Genomic DNA, 18562 nt, shown 5'->3' with positions numbered 1-18562 from the left:
CGTCTTAAAACTGTCGTTACCTGTCAGATATGACAGTAGGCAGCTCGCCTTGCCGGGTGTCTGATACCGCATCAGTCCCCCATCTTCAGGCAAGGAACCCTCCCATGACCGGCGATCAAACCGAAGCGCTCAATAACACTGTTTTGGTGCTGTACGCACCCAGGCTTCCCGAGGCCACTGTCCCGGTCGAGGGTGCAGATGCTGGCGTGCCGTTGCGCATTTATGACCTGACCCCCATGGGTGCCACTGTTGAGGTTGATCCTTACCTGGGTCAGCAACCGGGCGATACCGTCACCCTCAATCTCAACGGTCAACCCGGCATCGACAGCCAGCAGACGGCGTCCGATAGCAGCACCACCACCCTGTACATTCCGAAAAAGCTGCTGCTTCCCGACATCACCAACCGCCTCACCTATTCAGTGACTCGCAACAGCCAGAACATAGGCACTTCCCAGCCACCACTGGAGTTGCTGTACAACGCCATCCGGCCTGGCAATCAAGACACCAATCCGGGAGAAGACGGTCACTCGCGACTGGACTTGTTGCTGCCCGATGCAATCAAGCATGGCGTCGGCCCGGACTTCCCCGTTGCGGGTGCTCAAGTGTGCGTGTCTTACCCGTATTGCCGGGCTTACGACCGCATTCGTTTGAACTGCAATGGCCATGATGTATTTCACACAGTGACCTCGCTGCAAGCTCCCAAACCGGGTTCGGATGAACCGGTCACAGTGTGTTTCACCCTGACGCGCGCCGATCTGGAAAATGCCAAGGACCATCCTCAGTTCAAGTTTTCCTACACCGTCACCGACCAGCTCGGCAATGGCCCGGACACCGACTCGCCATGGTCGGCGACACAAATCGCCGACGTGGACCTGAGCGGTAGCCGTCTACCGGCACCCATCCTGCGGGAAATCCAGAACGACCCGACGGACGAACCGGGCATCATTGACCTGGAAAAACTGGGCAAGAATCCGCTGTTGCTGATTGTCTTGACCAGCGACCATCGCTTCCTGCCAGGCGACACCCTCAATGCGACCTACACCGCGAAAGTCACCGGCCTGCCCGACGTGGTGGTGACGGTGTCCGGTATCGTGGAGGCGGACGATTTCGGGCAGAAGAAACCTTGCGTTCTGCAAGTGGCCAACGACCAGGTGATTGCCAGCAGCGTGGTGACAGCGACGTATCAGTTGCTCAGAAATGGCCCTGTGTTGGGCAGTTCAAGAGTGGCCTCGGCGCGGGTCATCGGCGAGGGGTTGCCGGATCTGAAACCTCCAAGGTTGCAGAAGTCCGTCAATGGCTTACTCGATCCGCTGGACGCCGCCAATCTGCAAGGCGCGAATGGTCAAGTGGAGGTGCTGGGTTATCGCAAGGGCGACACCGTACAACTCATCGTCGAAGGCGCTCCCGGTGCGGGCTCCCCGACCTTCACACCACTACCGCTGAACGCCAACAGCCGGGCCAACTTCCCGCTGACCAAGGCCTTTATCGCGGCGAACATGGGTAAAGAAAAGGTCAGGCTCAGTTTTCTGCTGAACCGCGACGGCAAACCGCTGCCGTCGTCGCCGATCTTGACGGCTTCCGTTGGCACGATCCCGGATAGCCATCCGAGCCTTCCGACTCCGGCCATCGACCGCGCGCCAGGTAGCGAACTGGACGTCACTCAACTGCAGGCCACCGATCAGCTACGAGTAGGCGAATGGCCGCATCAGGTGCCGGGGCAGAATGTCTGGGTACTGTATGAGGGAGTTGCTGCCAATGGTGACGCTATTTCATATGAGGACCGCAAGGGTGAGCCTCACAACACACTGCCTGGTCTGGTCAGGCCGGCACCGATTGAGTGGTTGAAGACGCTCAAGGACCGGAGTGTGCTGAACATCAGCTTCAGGGTGAACTTTGACGGTATCGTCAATATAACGACGGCGGTGACTTTCCCGCTGCGTACTTATACGGTGAAGGTCACCCCCGAACTTATAGTGGACACTACTCCACTAAACCTTAACGGACAAAATATCTCAATCCAAGGCACAGGGCTTCCTTGGATATCCAAAGGAGTCGACCCTGTCGGAACTGCTGCAGACCGTTCAGCCTCCAGCGGTACTCTCCCATACAAGTACGAATCATCTGACGAAAGCATAGCCTCAGTCGACAACAATGGGGTCGTGCGAAGCGAAGGGAATGGTTCGGCAACTATTACCGTGTCTGACGCAGCGGGCCAGGAGAAAAGCTTCACTGTTGATACAACGAACGTCATCCGCATGCTTCATAACCCAATCCCTTCCAATTTCGCTCAGGCGAAACAATGGATCATTAGCCAGGGTGGCGTATTCATGATCCAGAACGAACCTCCTAGACGGGAAATTATTAATTATAAGTATCTGTATAGGGGTCAACTTCAGTGGCACACCGGATCTGATTATTCTGCTGGTCGATTTTACTGGAGGCTTTCGTATTCCCCACAATTGGGATTGGCGCTTGGCGGTTATTATACTTTCGACGAGAAGCACCCAATAGTGGCTTATGATTCATAGAAACTCTGTCACATTAACTGAACGAGGTGAGTGAGCGAAACTGAGCAAGCCCTGCTTCAGGCGGTCAACCGATACATCGATCTGCCGGGGACAAACTGTCCCCGGTTCGATTTGGAAACCGCCCTTTGCGTAACATCCAGTTCGATAACGGTCAGCTACGTTTGTGCCCGGCGAGAAGATTTTCAATCCGGCATTCGACGTTTGATGTTTGATGTTTGATGTTTGCTGAAAAGGGGACGCATTTATTTACCGGCCCAAGTTGTTTGGTCGAGTTACATCGACCTGAAAAATCGCGTGAAACTCAGGTTTTTGGGTGTGTTTCATAACTTGAGCCACTCACGGTCAGTCCCCTCTCCCTCTGGGAGAGGGTTAGGGTGAGGGATGGATTCCGAACTGAACGACGAACCCACAAACACCAAAAAACCCGTCATCCCTTTTCACAGGAATGGCGGGTTTTGTCATTTCAGATCACACCGTATCCACCTTCAACGAATGGTCATTAAGCATCCCGTTGATAATCGTCGCCGTATCGTGCCCCCCCGCAATCACCCCACCCGCCCCCGGCGTTACGCCGTAATGGCTGGCCAGGTTCACGCCCGCCAGGTCGATGGTCTGATTCGGCGCGGCGCCAGCCATGGCGCTGACGTCGATGCTGGTGACCAGTGAGTCGCCGCTGCCGGTGACTTTGAAGTGCAGGTAATCATCCAGCGACGCCGCGGTACTGTTTTCCCCTTGCAGCAGTTGCGACAGGTCGAGTTTGTCGATGCCCGGCGTGAAGTCGGTGACCACGTCATGGCCGCTGTTGCCTTTGAGCCACTGGAAGGTGTCGGCGCCGCTGCCGCCGGTGAGGGTGTTGTTGCCCAGGCCGCCGATCAGGAAGTCATCGCCGCCCCCGCCGTTGAGCATGTCGTTACCCAAGCCGCCGTTGATGATGTTGCTGTGGTTATCGCCCGTCAGGGAATCGTTGAAGTTGGAGCCGGTCAGGTTTTCGATCGCCGTCAGAGTGTCGGTCCCGGCGCCCGCAGTGTTCTGCGCACCGAGCACGCCCAGATTGACCGTGACCCCGGCCGTAGCGTGGGCATAGCTCGCGGTGTCAACGCCGGTGCCGCCGTCGAGCAGGTCGTTGCCCGCACCGCTGTACAGCAAGTCATTGCCGGCGCCGCCGTGCATTTCGTTGTTGCCGGAACCGGCGGTGAGCACGTCGTTGCCGTCGCCGGCATTGATCACGTTGTTACCGGCGCCCGCCACCAGTACATCATCGCCCGCCGTGCCGGTGAGGGTGTGGCCGTCCTGATAGGTGATGGTCACGGCGGCGTTGTCGCTGCCGCCATGGCTGTCGTTGGCGGCGTAGGTGCCGTGGACATCGGGCGCTATGTCATGGGCACCGGCGTAGTTGACGGTCATGGTCAGCTGGTAGTTTTCCGCTCCCTTCCCACTGTTGCCCGGACCACCGTTGTCGATGTTGGTGATGTGGATCTGGTAGGTGCTGTCCGACGTTGCAGTGAGGGTTTGCCCGTCCGCGAGGGTGATCCATGTGCCGCCGTTGATGGAGTACTCCATGGCGACATGACCGGCCGCCAGATTGTGATCCAGGTTAAGGGTTTCACCCTGTTTGAGGTCGACGGTGATGCGGTCGTCATCGTGGGTGTTGCTGCTAACCGGTCCCAGCGCCCCGCTGACGACCAACACCGCCGTCATGGCTGTCGTGTTCGCGACGAATGCACTGCGAGCGAGGGTTACCGCCTGCTCGTTACCGCCGGTGAAGCTGAAGTTTTGCTGGGTGCCGGTGAAGTCCGCGCCTTTGGCAATCCAACCGGTGCTGACGGTGATCGGCGAAGCGGTCAGCGGATCGCCATTCGGATCGGTGTCGTTGGCCAGCAACAACTCGCCCGGCACCACGATGTTGCCCGACAGCACGTTGGTGATGATGTGGTCATCGACCGCCACCGGTGGCGCGTTCGCAATGACTGGGTCCGTCAACGTCGAACTGGCCTGGTCGCCGTCGTTGTCGCTGATGCAGCTATTGTTCACGTCGATGGTGATGGTGGTGGTCCTCTCGTCACCATCGCCATCGCGCAAGGTGTAGGTGAACACGTCGGTCGCCCCGAAGCCGTTCACGGCGTCCGGGTTACTGTGATAGACCGCGTTGCCCGCTGCATCCAGCGTCAGGTAACCGTAGGTGCCATTGATCTGGCTGTTGAGGCCGCCAACGGCTGAGGTCGAGGTGTCTGAACCGGCACGCACGCCGACCACCCCACCCCCATCGGCATCGCCGAAGTCGTTCGCCAGCACGTTGCCACTGACAATGCCGCCCTCCGCTACCGAGGCTGCGTCGGGGTTGGCGGTCGGCAGGTCATCGACAATGTTCACCACGATGGTGCTGGTGGTGGAATGGCCCAGGGCGTCGGTGGCTTGGTAGGTGAAGCTTTCGCTGAGGGTGTTGGCGCCGTCGTTCGCATGCGGCGTGGTGCTGGCCGGCGAGGTCAGCGTGTAGGTGTAGGTGCCATCGGGATTGAGCAGGATTTGCCCGTACGTCCCGGTGGCGCTGCCGACCAGGGTGTAGGTGATTGCGCCGGCCGCGCCACTGACCGAACCGACCAGGGTGCCACTGGCGGTTTCGCCAGTATTCACCGGCTGACTGCCGGTGACGGTGCCCGCCGCCAGATCCTGGCCATCCTGGTTCAGGTCGAGGGCTTTTTCGTAGACGGTCACGTCGCTGTCGCTGACCGCCCTGATGCAGCTGTTGATCACGTCGATGGTGATGGTGGTGGTGCTTTGGTCACCGTCGGCATCGCGCACGGTGTAGGTGAACACGTCGGTCGCACCGGGATCGCTCACGGCGTTCGGGTTGCTGTGGTAGACGGCGTTGCCGTTGGCATCCAGCGTCAGGTAACCGTAGGTGCCATTGATCTGGCAGTTGAGGCCGCCAACGGCCGGGGTCGAGGTGTCTGAGCCGGCACGCACGCCAACCACCGCGCCCCCTGCGGCGAGGCCATCGGCGCCGCCGACGTCGTTCCACAGCACGTTGCCACTGACGGTGCCGCCTTCGGCGACCGAAGTCTCGTCGGCATGAGCAGTCGGCAGATCATCGACGATTTTGACCACGATGGTGCTGGTGGTGCTGTTGCCCAGAGAGTCGGTGGCTTGGTAGGTGAAGCTTTCGCTGAGGGTGTTGGCGCCATCGTTTGCATGCGGCGTGGTGCTTGGCGCCGACGTCAGGGTGTAGGTATAGGAGCCATCGGGATTGAGCAGGATCTGCCCGTAGGTCCCGGTGGCGCTGCCGACCAGAGTGTAGGTGATCGCGCCGACCGCGCCGCTGACCGAACCGACCAGCGTGCCACTGGCGGTTTCGCCGGTATTCACCGGCTGACTGCCGGTGACGGTGCCCGCCGCCAGATCCTGGCCATCCTGGTTCAGATCGAGGGCTTTTTCGTACACGGTCACGTCGCTGTCGCTGACCGCTCTGATGCAGCTGTTGATCACGTCGATGGTGATGGTGGTGGTGCTTTGGTCACCGTCGGCATCGCGCACGGTGTAGGTGAACACGTCGGTCGCACCGGGATCGCTCACGGCGTTCGGGTTGCTGTGGTAGACGGCGTTGCCGTTGGCATCCAGCGTCAGGTAACCGTAGGTGCCATTGATCTGAGTGTTGAGGCCGCCAACGGCCGAGGTCGAGGTGTCTGAACCGGCACGCACGCCGATCACCGCTCCTCCTGCGGCGAGGCCGTCGGCACCGCCGACGTCGTTCCATAGCACGTTGCCACTGACGGTGCCGCCCTCGGCGACCGAAGTCTCGTCGGCATGAGCAGTCGGCAGGTCATCGACGATTTTGACCACGATGGTGCTGGTGGTGCTGTTGCCCAGAGAGTCGGTGGCTTGGTAGGTGAAGCTTTCGCTGAGGGTGTTGGCGCCGTCGTTCGCATGCGGCGTGGTGCTTGGCGCCGAGGTCAGCGTGTAGGTGTAGGTGCCATCGGGATTGAGGAGGATTTGCCCGTAGGTGCCGGTGGCGCTGCCGACCAGGGTGTAGGTGATCGCACCGACCGCGCCACTGACCGAACCGACCAGCGTGCCACTGGCGGTTTCGCCGGTATTCACCGGCTGACTGCCGGTAACGGTGCCGGGCGCCAGGTCCTGACCGTCCTGGTTCAGGTCGAGGGCTTTTTCGTAGACGGTCACGTCGCTGTCGCTGACCGCTGTGATGCCGCTGTTGTGCACGTCGATGGTGATGGTCGTGGTGCTTTGGTCACCGTCGGCATCGCGCACGGTGTAGGTGAACACGTCGGTCGCACCGGGATCGCTCACGGCGTTCGGGTTGCTGTGGTAGACCGCGTTGCCCGCTGCATCCAGCGTCAGGTAACCGTAGGTGCCATTGATCTGGCTGTTGAGGCCGCCAACGGCTGAGGTCGAGGTGTCTGAACCGGCACGCACACCGACCACCGCCCCTCCTGCGGCGAGGCCATCGGCACCGCCGACGTCGTTCCACAGCACGTTGCCACTGACGGTGCCGCCCTCTGCGACCGAAGTCTCGTCGGCATGAGCAGTCGGCTGATCATCGACGATTTTGACCACGATGGTGCTGGTGGTGCTGTTACCCAGAGAGTCGGTGGCTTGGTAGGTGAAGCTTTCGCTCAGGGTGTTGGCGCCATCGTTTGCATGCGGCGTGGTGCTTGGTGCCGACGTCAGCGTGTAGGTGTAGGCGCCATCGGGATTGAGCAGAATTTGCCCGTAGGTGCCGGTGGCGCTGCTGACCAAGGTGTAGGTGATCGCACCGGCCGCGCCGCTGACCGAACCGACCAGGGTGCCACTGGCGGTTTCGCCGGTATTCACCGGCTGACTGCCGGTAACGGTGCCGGGCGCCAGATCCTGACCGTCCTGGTTCAGGTCGAGGGCTTTTTCGTACACGGTCACGTCGTTGTCGCTGACCGCTGTGATGCCGCTGTTGTGCACGTCAATGGTGATGGTGGTGGTGCTTTGGTCACCGTCGGCATCGCGCACGGTGTAGGTGAACACGTCGGTCGCACCGGGGTCGCTCACGGCGTTCGGGTTGCTGTGGTAGACGGCGTTGCCGTTGGCGTCCAGCGTCAGGTAACCGTAGGTGCCATTGATCTGGCTGTTGAGGCCGCCAACGGCCGGGGTCGAGGTGTCTGAACCGGCACGAACACCGACCACCGCCCCTCCTGCGGCGAGGCCATCGGCGCCGCCGACGTCGTTCCACAGCACGTTGCCACTGACGGTGCCGCCCTCTGCGACCGCGGTCGAGTCGGGGTGGGCGGTCGGCAGGTCATCGACGATGTTGACGTTCAGATTGCCGTTGGCTGTGGTGCCGTTGTCGTCGACCACGGTGACTGCCAATTGCTCGGAAATGCTGTTGGCACCATTGGCGGTTGGATGCGCTTGATTATCGGCGAGGGTGTAGCTGTAACTGACCACGCCAGTGGCGCTGTCGAACCCGGTGATGGTCAGCGTACTGCCCAACGGCGTGACGACCGATTGCGGGAAACCCGCGCTCACACCGCCGACCACGACGTTGATGCCACCAACGCTCAGGGTTTGCACGCCATCGAGGGCGGTGATGGTGAAGGTGCCGCTTTGGGTTAGCGCGGTGGAATCCGGTGCGCTGCCGTCACTGAGGTTTTTTTCATAGACGGTGAGTTCGCCGCCTTCGACGTTCAGGCCGCTAATCGTGACCGGGTCATCGTTGTTATGGATGTTCAGCACCAGCTTGGCGGTGCTGGTATCGCCGTCGGCATCCTTGAGCGTGTAGCTGAAGGTTTCGGTGCCGCTGCCGCCGCCCTGCAAGGCTTTGAAGTCGGCATCGCTGGTGTTCAGGGTGTAGGTGTAAGTCCCGTCTGGATTGAGCACCAACGTGCCGTATTTACCGCTGAAAGTGCCGCCAACCACTGGCCCGCTCTCGGGTCCGGCAGGAATGCGATCAGCGCCCTGAACGTCGTTGGGCAGCACACTGCCGGTCAGGGTCACCAGGGTTTCCGATGCAGTGCTGGCGTTGCTGTCATCGAACGCCTTGGGCACGTCGTCGGTGATGTTGACGTCCAGGGAACCCGTGGTGGTATCGCCATTGCTGTCGCCGGCCACCACGGTGATGTGCTCGGTGAGGGTGTTGGTGCCGTCACCGGCCGGATGGGTTTCATTGTCGTTGAGGGTGTAGCTGTAACTCACAACCCCCGTGGCCGGGTTGTAGCCGGTGACGGTCAGGCTGTTGCCCAACGGGGTGGTGATCGATTGCGGGAAGCCTGCGGCAACGCCACCGCTGATCACGTTGATCCCTCCGATGCTCAGGCTGGTCAGCCCATCAGGAGCAGACACGCTGAACGTGCCGGTCTTGGTCAGTGCCCCAGGGTTGGGGGCCGAACCGTCGGCCAGGTTGGCCTCATTGAGGGTCAGTTCGCCCCCTGCTACCGACAGGCCGGTGAGGGTCACCGGATTGTTCGGCACCTCAGGAACAATCGGTGTCACAGGAACAACAGGAACATCCGGTGTTACAGGAACAACGCCTGCCCCTCCTGAACCACCCGAACCGCCTGCACCACCTGCACCACCTGCACCGTTATCGCCGTTGTCCGGGTTTCCGGCCAGCCGCTCCAGGGGAAATTCGGGAATGCCGTTGAAGCCTGCGGTAGGAAAACCAATCGTCGGGTCGACCCGCCCGCCCACCTCTTCAAGCATGACAAACGTGTGGCCGCCACCCAGTACACCGGGCGCGCCGGTCGAATCCGGTCCGGCCGCCGTAGCGTCAGCAGTCTGGGTCGGGTCGTCGCCGGCAACGATCGCTTTTTGCAGTTGCTCGACATCGGTCAGTTGCGCCTGAGTCGGCGTCACCGCTTCAGCGGTGTCTACATGGGGTGCCTGATGCGCGAGTAACTGAGGCGTCATCTCCATACTGCTGCCACGCCCGAGGGTCAGTTCCTGGCCATTCTGCAGATGCACTGCCACCGCGCCTTCGGCCCCGGTGGCCAGTTGATCGCCGGCGAATAACCGGTCCCCCTCGACCAGCGCGCGTCGGGTGCCATCGCTCGCAACCGCGAACACCTGACCAATGACCTTACTGACAATACCGATGAGCGTAGCCATGTGCACTTCCTCCGCTGCCAACCGCTGTCGGCATCCTGTTTTTGCGAAGAACGTGCTCCTGGCTCCAACGGGTTGCCTGGCGGAATCGCCTGCTGGCAGCGGTTACCTGAAGTAAGCCGCTGCCCTGGCGCCGTTCTCGCCAAGCGTGCCGCTCGCGGGCGACGTGTCTGCTGCGGGATAAAAACCCTCTGCAATCAATGGCATCGGGATCCAATTGCGCAACAGTCGCCCTTTGAGCGATGCGTAACGGTTTTGATCCACCAAGGTGACAAAAAACCGTCACCTCAAAACCGTCCGCTTCCCTCCCCTCCAGCACTTCCCCGCCCTATGTCGATATGTGGTTTGGAACTTTCCTCAAGCCCTGCAAAGCGCCCTAACGCTCATAAATCAAGGGCTTTCGGAGTGAACAATGTGCTGGATTTTGCGGAGCGCATAAGTTTTTTTTGGCATAAGACTTATGAAAAATTCTTCTATGGTTTCCCCCAGAATGTTCTTAGCTCTGTTGTTACAAGCATGAAACGGTTTTCACTATAAATGCCGTCAAATATTTGGCGACCAATAAGCACCATTAGGAATCAGGGAGAGGCACCCATGCGCGTATTAACCCCGCTCTGCAGCGCAATTCTGTTGGCCATGGCCTGCACTTCTCAGGCTCAAGCCATGTCATTGACGGAGGCAATCCAGAGCACCATCGCGACCCACCCGGAACTGGCGTCGCGTGTAGACAGCCGCCTCTCGGCCGATGAGCAAGTGAAAGTCGCCAAGGGGGGCTTTTATCCATCGGTTGATCTGAATGCCGCCTACGGGCGCGGGTACAGCGATAACACCAACACCCGGGCATTAGGCAATCACCACACCGAAATCCTGACCTACACCCAATCGGAATTGCGTCTGCGGCAGATGCTCTTCGATGGTTTCAATACCGCCAACGAAGTCCAGCGCACCAAAGGCGTGGTCAATTCCCGGGCCTATTACGCTCAAGGTACCGCTCAGGATCTGGCCCTGCGCACCATCGAGGTCTACCTCGAAGTGCTCAAGCGCCGCGAACTGGTGACCCTGGCCACGAACAACCTGCAAGCTCACATGCGGGTCAACGATCAGATCGGTCTGCGCACCCAGCGGGGTATCGGCAGCACCGCCGACTCCGACCAGTCCGTCGCTCGCCGGGCACTGGCGCAAAACAACCTCGATACCGCTGAAGTCGATCTGGCGGATGCCGAGTCGAACTTCTACGCCGTCGTGGGGCGCCTGCCCGATGAACTCGAAGCCCCGCCGTCGACCCGCGGCGAACTGCCCGCCACCCTGCCGGAAGCCCAGCAAAGCATGGTGGAAAACAACCCGTACCTGAAATCCGCGCAGGCCGATGTGCAATCGGCCGAGAGCCAGTACGAAGTTGCCAAGTCGCCGTTCTACCCTCGCTTCGACGCCGAAGCCGCCGTGGGTGCGAACAACAACGTGCAGGGCGATGAAGGCCACGACAACGAATGGCGAGTCGGCGTGGTGATGAACTACAACCTGTTCCGCGGTGGCAGCGACAAGGCTCGCCTGGCCTCCGATGCGCACCAGATCAACCAGGCGATGGACATCCGCAACAATGCCCTGCGCCAACTCAACGAGAACATTCACCTGGCCTGGAACGCCATGGTCAATGCCAAGAAACAAACCCCGACCGCCCGCGAATACGCGGATACCAGCCGACGTGTGCGCGTGGCGTATCAGGACCAGTTCGGCCTCGGTCAACGCACCCTGCTCGACCTGCTGGACAGTGAAAACGAGCTCTACAACGCCAACCGCCGCTACACCGAAGTGCGCTACACCGAGGAGTTCTCGATGTACCGCGTGCTGGCGAACATGGGTCAGTTGCTGAGCAAACAACGGGTGGTGTTGCCCGCCGATGCGATCGCCTCCACGGAAGTAAAAAACGAAGCCCGTTTGCCTGAACTGAAGTAGGCCTGTGGAGAGATCAATGTGACCAGCATGGAACCCGGCAACATCGGTGTCGATCCGCGCCTGAGCTTCGATGACCCGCTTCTGGACGGTCTGTTGATCCTCTGCAAACTCCACGGCGCGACGGTCAGTCGCGCCAGCCTGAGTGCCGGGCTGCCCCTGAACAAGCAACGTCTGAGCCTGGACCTGCTGCCTCGCGCAGCGGCCCGAGCCAGTTTGCAGGCGCGATTGCTGCGCCGTGAACTGGCGGATATTTCCGCCCTCAACCTGCCTGTGATGCTGATCCTCAACAACGGCCGTACGGCGGTTCTACGACGCTTCGGCGATGACGGGCAGTTGCTGATTTTGCCGAGCGAATCCGACGGCGGTGAGCAATGGGTCAGCACGGACGAACTGGCCGAGAATTACAGCGGCCAGGCCTTGTTCGCGCGGCCACGGCATGAACTCGAAGACTTGCGCTCGCCGCTGGTGCCGCGGGTTGAAGCGTGGTTTCGCGACACTTTGAAGCTGTCGAAGTGGCTGTACAGCGATGCGATTCTGGCAAGTTTTCTGATCAACCTGCTGGGGATGATGGTGCCGCTGTTCGTGATGCAGACCTACGACCGGGTGGTGCCGAACCAGGCCACGTCGACGTTGTGGGTGCTGTCCATCGGCTTGCTGATCGGCACCGGTTTCGAACTGGTGTTGCGGGTGGTCCGTGCGCACCTGCTGGACACCGCCGGGAAGAAAACCGACGTGATCCTTTCGGCCACGTTGTTCGAACGCATCACCGGCATGGCGATGAAAGCGCGGCCGGCAACCATCGGTGGTTTTGCCCAAAGCATCCATGACTTCCAGGGCCTGCGGGAATTCCTCACCGCGGTGACGCTGACAAGCCTGATCGACCTGCCGTTTGCCGTGCTGATGCTGGTGGTGATCGGCCTGCTCGGCGGCTGGCTGGTGGTGATTCCGTTGTTGGCGTTTCCGATCACGATCATCTTTGCGATGGTGATCCAGGTGCGCCTGCGCGACACCGTACAGAAAAGCCTGACCCTGGGCGCCGAACGCCAGGCGCTGCTGATCGAAACCCTCGGCGGTCTGGAAACCCTCAAGGCCTGCAGTGCCGAAAGCGAACGCCAGCACAAATGGGAAAGCACCCACGGTGCCCTCACCCGCCTCGACAGCCATGCGCGCAACCTCTCGGCGCTGGCCACCAACGGCACGCTGTTCATCCAGCAATTCTCCGGCATGGCGACCATCGTCGCCGGGGTCTACAGCATCATCGCCGGCAACCTCAGCGTCGGCGCGCTGGTGGCGACCTACATGCTCGGCAGCCGGGTGCTCGCGCCGCTGGGGCAGATTGCCGGTTTGATCACGCGCTATCAGCAAGCGCAACTGACCATGAAAAGCACCGATGCGCTGATGTCCTTGCCGCAGGAACGCGACGTCAAACAACGGCCGCTGGAACGCACGCAACTGCAAGGCGCGATAGACGTCAGCAGTGTGACGTTCCATTACAACGGCCAGAACGCTCCGGCCCTCGCCAACATCAGCTTCAGCGTGAAACCCGGTGAGCGGATCGGCATCATCGGTCGCAGCGGCTCGGGCAAAAGTACGTTGGCGCGGCTGGTGATGGGTTTCTACGCACCGGAAGAAGGCCAGTTGCTGCTCGATGGCCTGGACTTGCGGCAACTGGACGTCGCCGACCTGCGTCAGCAAATCGGTTACGTCGCCCATGACCTGCCGCTGTTGGCCGGCAGCCTGCGCGACAACCTGACCCTCGGCGCCCGCTACATCAGCGATTCACGGATGCTCGAAGTCGCCGAACTGACCGGCGTCACCGAGCTGGCCCGTCAGCATCCGCAAGGCTTCGACCGGCCGGTGGGTGAACGCGGACAACTGCTGTCCGGCGGGCAACGTCAGGCCGTGTTGCTGGCCCGCGCCTTGTTGCTGGATCCGCCGATCATGTTGCTCGACGAACCCACCAGCGCCATGGACAACAGCAGCGAAGACGTTCTGCGGCAAAAACTCCACCGCTGGGTCCAGGGCAAAACCCTGCTGCTGGTGACCCACCGCACCTCGATGCTCAGCCTGGTGGATCGGCTGGTGGTGCTGGACAACGGGCGGATCGTCGCCGACGGTCCGAAAGAAGTGGTCATCGATGCACTGCGCAAGGGCCGTGTCGGCTCTGCGGCTGTCTAGGAGCTAGCCATGGCCCGTTCATCATCCGACGCGTCGCGCTCTAATTCGAAGCCACGCGGCTACTTCGGCAGTTTCAGCAAAAGCGCCGAAAGCGAATTCATGCCCGAAACCGCCGGCGCCTCGTTGCAGGATTCCCCACGCTGGTCGCGGATTACCGTGTGGCTGGCGGCTGCGCTGATTATCACCGCGGTGGTCTGGGCCAAGTTTGCGGTGCTGCAGGAAGTGACCATGGGCGAAGGCAAGGCGATTCCGTCGAGCAAGGTTCAAGTGATCCAGAACCTGGAGGGCGGCATCGTCACTGAGATCTTCGTTCGCGAAGGGCAAATGGTGAACAAGGGCGACACCTTGCTGCGCCTCGATGACACTCGATTCCTGTCGAACAAGGGCGAAAGCGAGGCGGATCGTTATGCGCTGATCGCGCAGGTCGAACGACTGTCGGCCGAAGCGGAAGGCCGGCCATTCAAGCTGTCCCCCGAAGTGATCGCCAAGGCGCCGCAAGTGGCCGAAGACGAGCGCTCGCTGTACGAGCAACGGCAACGTCGACTGGCCAGCGAACAACGCACCCTGAGTGAGCAACTTCGGCAGAAAACCCAGGAGCTGGCGGAGTTCCGCTCCAAACAGGGCCAATTCAGTTCAAGCCTGGCGCTGCTGCAACAAGAAATGAACATGTCCGCGCCACTGGTGGGCACGGGAGCGGTTTCGCCAGTGGAAATCCTGCGACTCAAACGCAGCGCGGTGGAGATTCGCGGCTCATTGAACGCCACGACGCTGGCGATTCCCCGGGCGGAATCGGCGATCAATGAGATCAGAAGCAAGATTGATGAGTCCGAACAATCCTTCCGCTCCGACGCGGCGAAAGAGCTAAATGAAAAACGCACCGACCTGTCGAAAATCACAGCATCGAGCATTGCGATCGATGACCGCGTAACCCGCACCACGGTGGTATCGCCGGTTCACGGAATTATCAAAGTGCTGAAGGTCAACACCATCGGCGGCGTGGTCCAGCCGGGCAGCGACATGGTGGAAATCGTGCCCATTGAAGACAACTTGCTGATCGAAGCCAAGGTCCGGCCGCAGGACGTGGCGTTTCTGCACCCGGGGCAGAAAGCGATGGTCAAGTTCAGTGCTTACGACTACACGATTTATGGCGGGTTGAGTGCGAAGCTGGAGTTGATTGGCGCGGACACGATTACGGATGACAAGGGCAACAGCTTCTATCTGATTCAGGTGAGGACAGATAAAAACCATTTGGGCGGGGATGTGAAACCGTTGCTGATCATTCCGGGGATGGTGGCGACGGTGGATATCATCACCGGGGAAAAAAGTGTGCTGGATTACTTGCTTAAACCGGTGCTTAAAGCCCGGACCGAGGCGATGCGCGAACGCTAGTCTCTGGCCGGGATTTTCTGTGATTGTTCTACCGCCTTCGCGAGCAAGCCCGCTCCCACATTTGATCGCATTTCTTCTGGAGGAACCCGATCAACTGTGGGAGCGAGCCTGCTCGCGAAGAGGCCCTCAAAAACAACGACTATTTCGGCTCATGATTGCGCTGGTAGGTCTCCTCCCCCATCGCCGCAATCTGCCCCTCGATCAACGCTTCGAACGGTTTTAACAACGGTTCGAAAGTGGTCGGCACTTCGAGGGCCTGCAACGCCTGAACAATCGCCTCCACCGTCGACAACGCGCCCGGCCCCGGTGCTTTGCGCAATCGATACCTCGACACCCCGCCCTCTGCCAACGTAACCCTCGGCAGCGCCGCCAGCAGCGGGTTGAGGTGCAGCATCTTGCGTGCCTTGCGCCAGGTGCCGTCCGGGACCACCAGCAACAATGGTTGATCAGTAGCCGTGTAAGCCTGCAACGGCTGCGCATCATCGGCAGGAAACAGCAGCCGCGCCTGATAACCCGGCTGATTCAACAATGCCGGCAAATCCTCGAACACCTCGCCCACTATCAACTCGGCATTCTTCAACCCCAACGCCGCCAACCGCGCGGTGTTCAGCGCGTGGTTCACTTCGCTGGGATGCTGCAACAACAGCACTCGGGTGCGGCTGTCGAGGCTCGGAATCAGCGAACACAGGCAATGGGTTTGCGGACGCAGGCAGCGCGGACATTGGATTCTGGACATTTTTTCAAGCCTGATTCAGTTGCGCTTTGAGCAGGTCGCGGAAGGTCTGGATCAACGGCTCGCGGCTGCGGCCACGACGCACGATCATCGAAAACGGCGCCTGATAGCCGAAAGTCGCCGGCAGCAGCACCCGCAAATCGCCCTTATCCGCCCAAGCCTGAGCATAGTGCTCCGGCAGGTAACCGATGTAGGCGCCGGACAGCACCAGAATCAACTGCGCCTCCATACTTTCCACCGTCGCCGCACTGTGCTTGAAACCGTGGCGCGCCAGTTCCGCCTGGCTCCAGTAGCCGCGGCCAACCATGCGTTGCTGGGTGATGACTTGCTCGGGAATACGCCGCTCGGTGAACAGCGGATGACGACTGCTGCAATACAACCAGTGTTGTTCGCGGTACAGCGGCATGTAGACCAGACCGCTCATGCGCGTAGAGAACGCGCCGATGGCCAGGTCGAGGCGGTTGTCCTGCACGCCGAGTTGCAGTTCGTAGGGGCTCATCACCGAGAGGTGCAAATGCACGGCCGGGTGTTCCTGACTGTAAGCGCCAATGGCTTCGGCGAAGGGCAAGGCCTTGTCGCTGACGGTGGAGTCGATGACGCCGAGGTTCAAGGTGCCGCGCAGTTCGCCCTTGAGCGCCGCAGCGTATTGCTCGAAGCCTTCGAGTTCGCCGAGCAGACGCAGGGTTTCCTGATGGAACAGCTCGCCTTTACTGGTCAGGCTGAAACCGCCACGGCCGCGATGGCAGAGGACCAGGCCGAGGGCGGCTTCGAGCTGGCTCATGTAAGTGCTGATGGCCGAGGTCGAGAGGTTGAGCTCTTGCTGGGCGTTGGCAAACCCCTGATGGCGAACCACGCTGACGAAGATGCGTAAAAGTTTCAGGTCGGGTAACGCGTTGGCCATGGGGGCTCCGGGCTTTAGAAATGTGTTGCCTGTTGAATCCACCCCTCACCCCAACCCTCTCCCCAGGGGGGAGAGGGGGAAAGGGAGCCGATCTCCATGGCTTTCAAATCCTGAGTTTGACTCGATATTTCAGGTCGATGTAATTCCCGAGAACACCTCGCTCAGTCCCCTCTCCCCACCTGGGGAGAGGGTTAGGGTGAGGGGGCGATCCTGAGCCGATCGCAAATCTCAATGCCGAGAAGTCTATCTCCCCCTCCGCCATTAGTTTAGAAAAATCTGAACTAAGTATTTGTCCGTAGCGATTCTTCCCGGCCACTACATTTCGCAGAATCGCCCCACAGCGGTGCCTGCGTCTCCCCGACCTGCGCAACCGACATAAATAAAACAACGACGATGAGGCCTTACCCGTGGACAAGATTCTTCACCAACCACTGGGCGGCAATGAAATGCCGCGCTTCGGCGGCATCGCCACCATGATGCGACTTCCCCATGTGCCAACCGCTGCCGGTCTGGATGCTGCCTTCGTTGGCGTCCCCCTGGACATCGGCACGTCCCTGCGCCCCGGCACCCGTTTCGGGCCTCGCGAAATCCGCGCTGAATCGGTAATGATCCGCCCGTACAACATGGCCACCGGCGCTGCACCGTTCGACTCGCTGTCGGTTGCCGACATCGGTGACGTGGCGATCAACACGTTCAACCTGCTGGACGCGGTACGGATCATCGAAGAGTCCTACCACAAGATCCTCGAACACAATGTGATCCCCCTGACCCTCGGCGGCGACCACACCATCACCCTGCCAATCCTGCGTGCGATCCATAAGAAGCACGGCAAGGTCGGCCTGGTGCACATCGACGCTCACGCTGATGTGAACGATCACATGTTCGGCGAGAAAATCGCCCACGGCACCACCTTCCGTCGCGCTGTTGAAGAAGGCCTTCTGGATCCGGACCGCGTAGTGCAAATCGGTCTGCGCGCTCAGGGCTACACCGCTGACGACTTCAACTGGAGCCGCAACCAGGGCTTCCGCGTGGTTCAGGCCGAAGAGTGCTGGCACAAATCCCTGGCGCCGCTGATGGCCGAAGTTCGCGAGAAAGTCGGCGGCGGGCCGGTGTACTTGAGTTTCGACATCGACGGCATCGACCCTGCCTGGGCGCCAGGTACCGGCACCCCGGAAATCGGTGGTCTGACGACCATTCAGGCGATTGAAATCGTTCGCGGCTGCCAAGGCCTCGACCTGGTCGGCTGCGATCTGGTAGAAGTCTCGCCCGCTTACGACACCACCGGCAACACCTCGCTGCTGGCCGCCAACCTGCTGTACGAAATGCTTTGCGTACTGCCTGGCGTAGTCCACCGCTGAGGATTGGTCGTGAACGAACGTGATCAGGTACTCCAGGCCGCTGCCGATCTGGTAGCCGCCTTTGCCCGTAACGATCGCGAAGCCTACTTCGGTGCGTTCAGCACCGACGCCAGCTTCGTGTTCTACACCCTCGAACAGCCCCTGCTGTCGCGCGATGCCTATCAGGCGTTGTGGGACACCTGGCGCTCGGAGGATGGCTTCGAGGTGCTTTCGTGCACCTCGAGCAACGCCTTCGTCAGCCTGCAGGGTGACGTGGCGATTTTCATCCATGACGTGGCCACCGAACTGCGCATGCAAGGGGAGCAACACTTCAGCCAGGAGCGCGAGACGATTGTGTTTCGCCGACAACAACAAGGCCTATGGCTGGCCTGCCACGAACATTTGTCCGCGATGCCGGAAGGGCTGCCAACCCCTTAGCCAAACAGGTGACGCTCAC

9 protein-coding genes are annotated in these 18562 nt (G+C 60.6%); 6 read left to right on the top strand and 3 right to left on the bottom strand.

What is annotated here, in order from left to right:
* Positions 1 to 104 precede the first annotated feature (104 nt).
* Complete coding sequence (locus ACYZTZ_RS04675; RefSeq protein WP_461997374.1) at positions 105 to 2528, top strand: Ig-like domain-containing protein; 2424 nt, start codon at positions 105 to 107, stop codon at positions 2526 to 2528.
* A gap of 468 nt (positions 2529 to 2996) precedes the next feature.
* Here the strand turns inward: ACYZTZ_RS04675 and ACYZTZ_RS04670 are convergent, their stop codons facing one another.
* On the bottom strand, positions 2997 to 9617 hold the full coding sequence (locus ACYZTZ_RS04670; RefSeq protein WP_461997373.1) for a retention module-containing protein: 6621 nt from the start codon (positions 9615 to 9617) through the stop codon (positions 2997 to 2999).
* Positions 9618 to 10208: 591 nt separating this feature from the next.
* Here ACYZTZ_RS04670 and ACYZTZ_RS04665 point away from each other — a divergent pair.
* From ACYZTZ_RS04665 to ACYZTZ_RS04655, 3 genes are read left to right on the top strand one after another with little or no spacing between them, the layout of a single operon-like run.
* Complete coding sequence (locus ACYZTZ_RS04665) at positions 10209 to 11567, top strand: TolC family outer membrane protein (protein WP_461997372.1); 1359 nt, start codon at positions 10209 to 10211, stop codon at positions 11565 to 11567.
* Positions 11568 to 11585: 18 nt separating this feature from the next.
* Positions 11586 to 13745 (top strand): type I secretion system permease/ATPase, encoded by a 2160-nt coding sequence (locus ACYZTZ_RS04660; RefSeq protein ID WP_461997371.1) that lies wholly within the window; start codon positions 11586 to 11588, stop codon positions 13743 to 13745.
* A 9-nt stretch (positions 13746 to 13754) separates the two neighbouring features.
* A complete protein-coding gene (locus ACYZTZ_RS04655; protein WP_056742699.1) occupies positions 13755 to 15134 on the top strand; it encodes an HlyD family type I secretion periplasmic adaptor subunit in 1380 nt (459 codons plus the stop codon).
* 139 nt (positions 15135 to 15273) lie between these two features.
* Here the strand turns inward: ACYZTZ_RS04655 and ACYZTZ_RS04650 are convergent, their stop codons facing one another.
* Entirely contained in the window at positions 15274 to 15870 is a 597-nt protein-coding gene (locus tag ACYZTZ_RS04650; RefSeq protein WP_461997370.1) for a tRNA-uridine aminocarboxypropyltransferase, read from the bottom strand.
* Positions 15871 to 15874: 4 nt separating this feature from the next.
* Positions 15875 to 16768: a LysR family transcriptional regulator gene (locus ACYZTZ_RS04645; RefSeq protein WP_007945995.1), complete on the bottom strand. Its 894-nt coding sequence runs from the start codon at positions 16766 to 16768 to the stop codon at positions 15875 to 15877.
* 407 nt (positions 16769 to 17175) lie between these two features.
* On the opposite strand from ACYZTZ_RS04645, the gene speB reads away from it, so the two are divergent.
* Both speB and ACYZTZ_RS04635 read left to right on the top strand, forming a co-directional pair.
* A complete protein-coding gene (gene speB, locus ACYZTZ_RS04640) occupies positions 17176 to 18126 on the top strand; it encodes an agmatinase (RefSeq protein WP_008153224.1) in 951 nt (316 codons plus the stop codon).
* Positions 18127 to 18135: 9 nt separating this feature from the next.
* Entirely contained in the window at positions 18136 to 18543 is a 408-nt protein-coding gene (locus ACYZTZ_RS04635) for a YybH family protein (RefSeq protein WP_008153222.1), read from the top strand.
* Positions 18544 to 18562: the final 19 nt, after the last annotated feature.

The organism is Pseudomonas sp. LB3P58 (genome assembly GCF_054897895.1).
The sequence above is the reverse complement of the archived record's forward strand: the minus strand, read 5'-3'. Positions and strand labels throughout refer to the sequence as shown.

Bases quoted from the DNA above. Each gene is read 5' to 3' on its own strand.
- ACYZTZ_RS04655 (WP_056742699.1), top strand. From the start codon at position 13,755: ATGGCCCGTTCATCATCCGACGCGTCGCGCTCTAATTCGAAGCCACGC.
- ACYZTZ_RS04675 (WP_461997374.1), top strand. From the start codon at position 105: ATGACCGGCGATCAAACCGAAGCGCTCAATAACACTGTTTTGGTGCTG.
- ACYZTZ_RS04645 (WP_007945995.1), bottom strand. From the start codon at position 16,768: ATGGCCAACGCGTTACCCGACCTGAAACTTTTACGCATCTTCGTCAGC.
- ACYZTZ_RS04665 (WP_461997372.1), top strand. From the start codon at position 10,209: ATGCGCGTATTAACCCCGCTCTGCAGCGCAATTCTGTTGGCCATGGCC.
- ACYZTZ_RS04670 (WP_461997373.1), bottom strand. From the start codon at position 9,617: ATGGCTACGCTCATCGGTATTGTCAGTAAGGTCATTGGTCAGGTGTTC.
- ACYZTZ_RS04650 (WP_461997370.1), bottom strand. From the start codon at position 15,870: ATGTCCAGAATCCAATGTCCGCGCTGCCTGCGTCCGCAAACCCATTGC.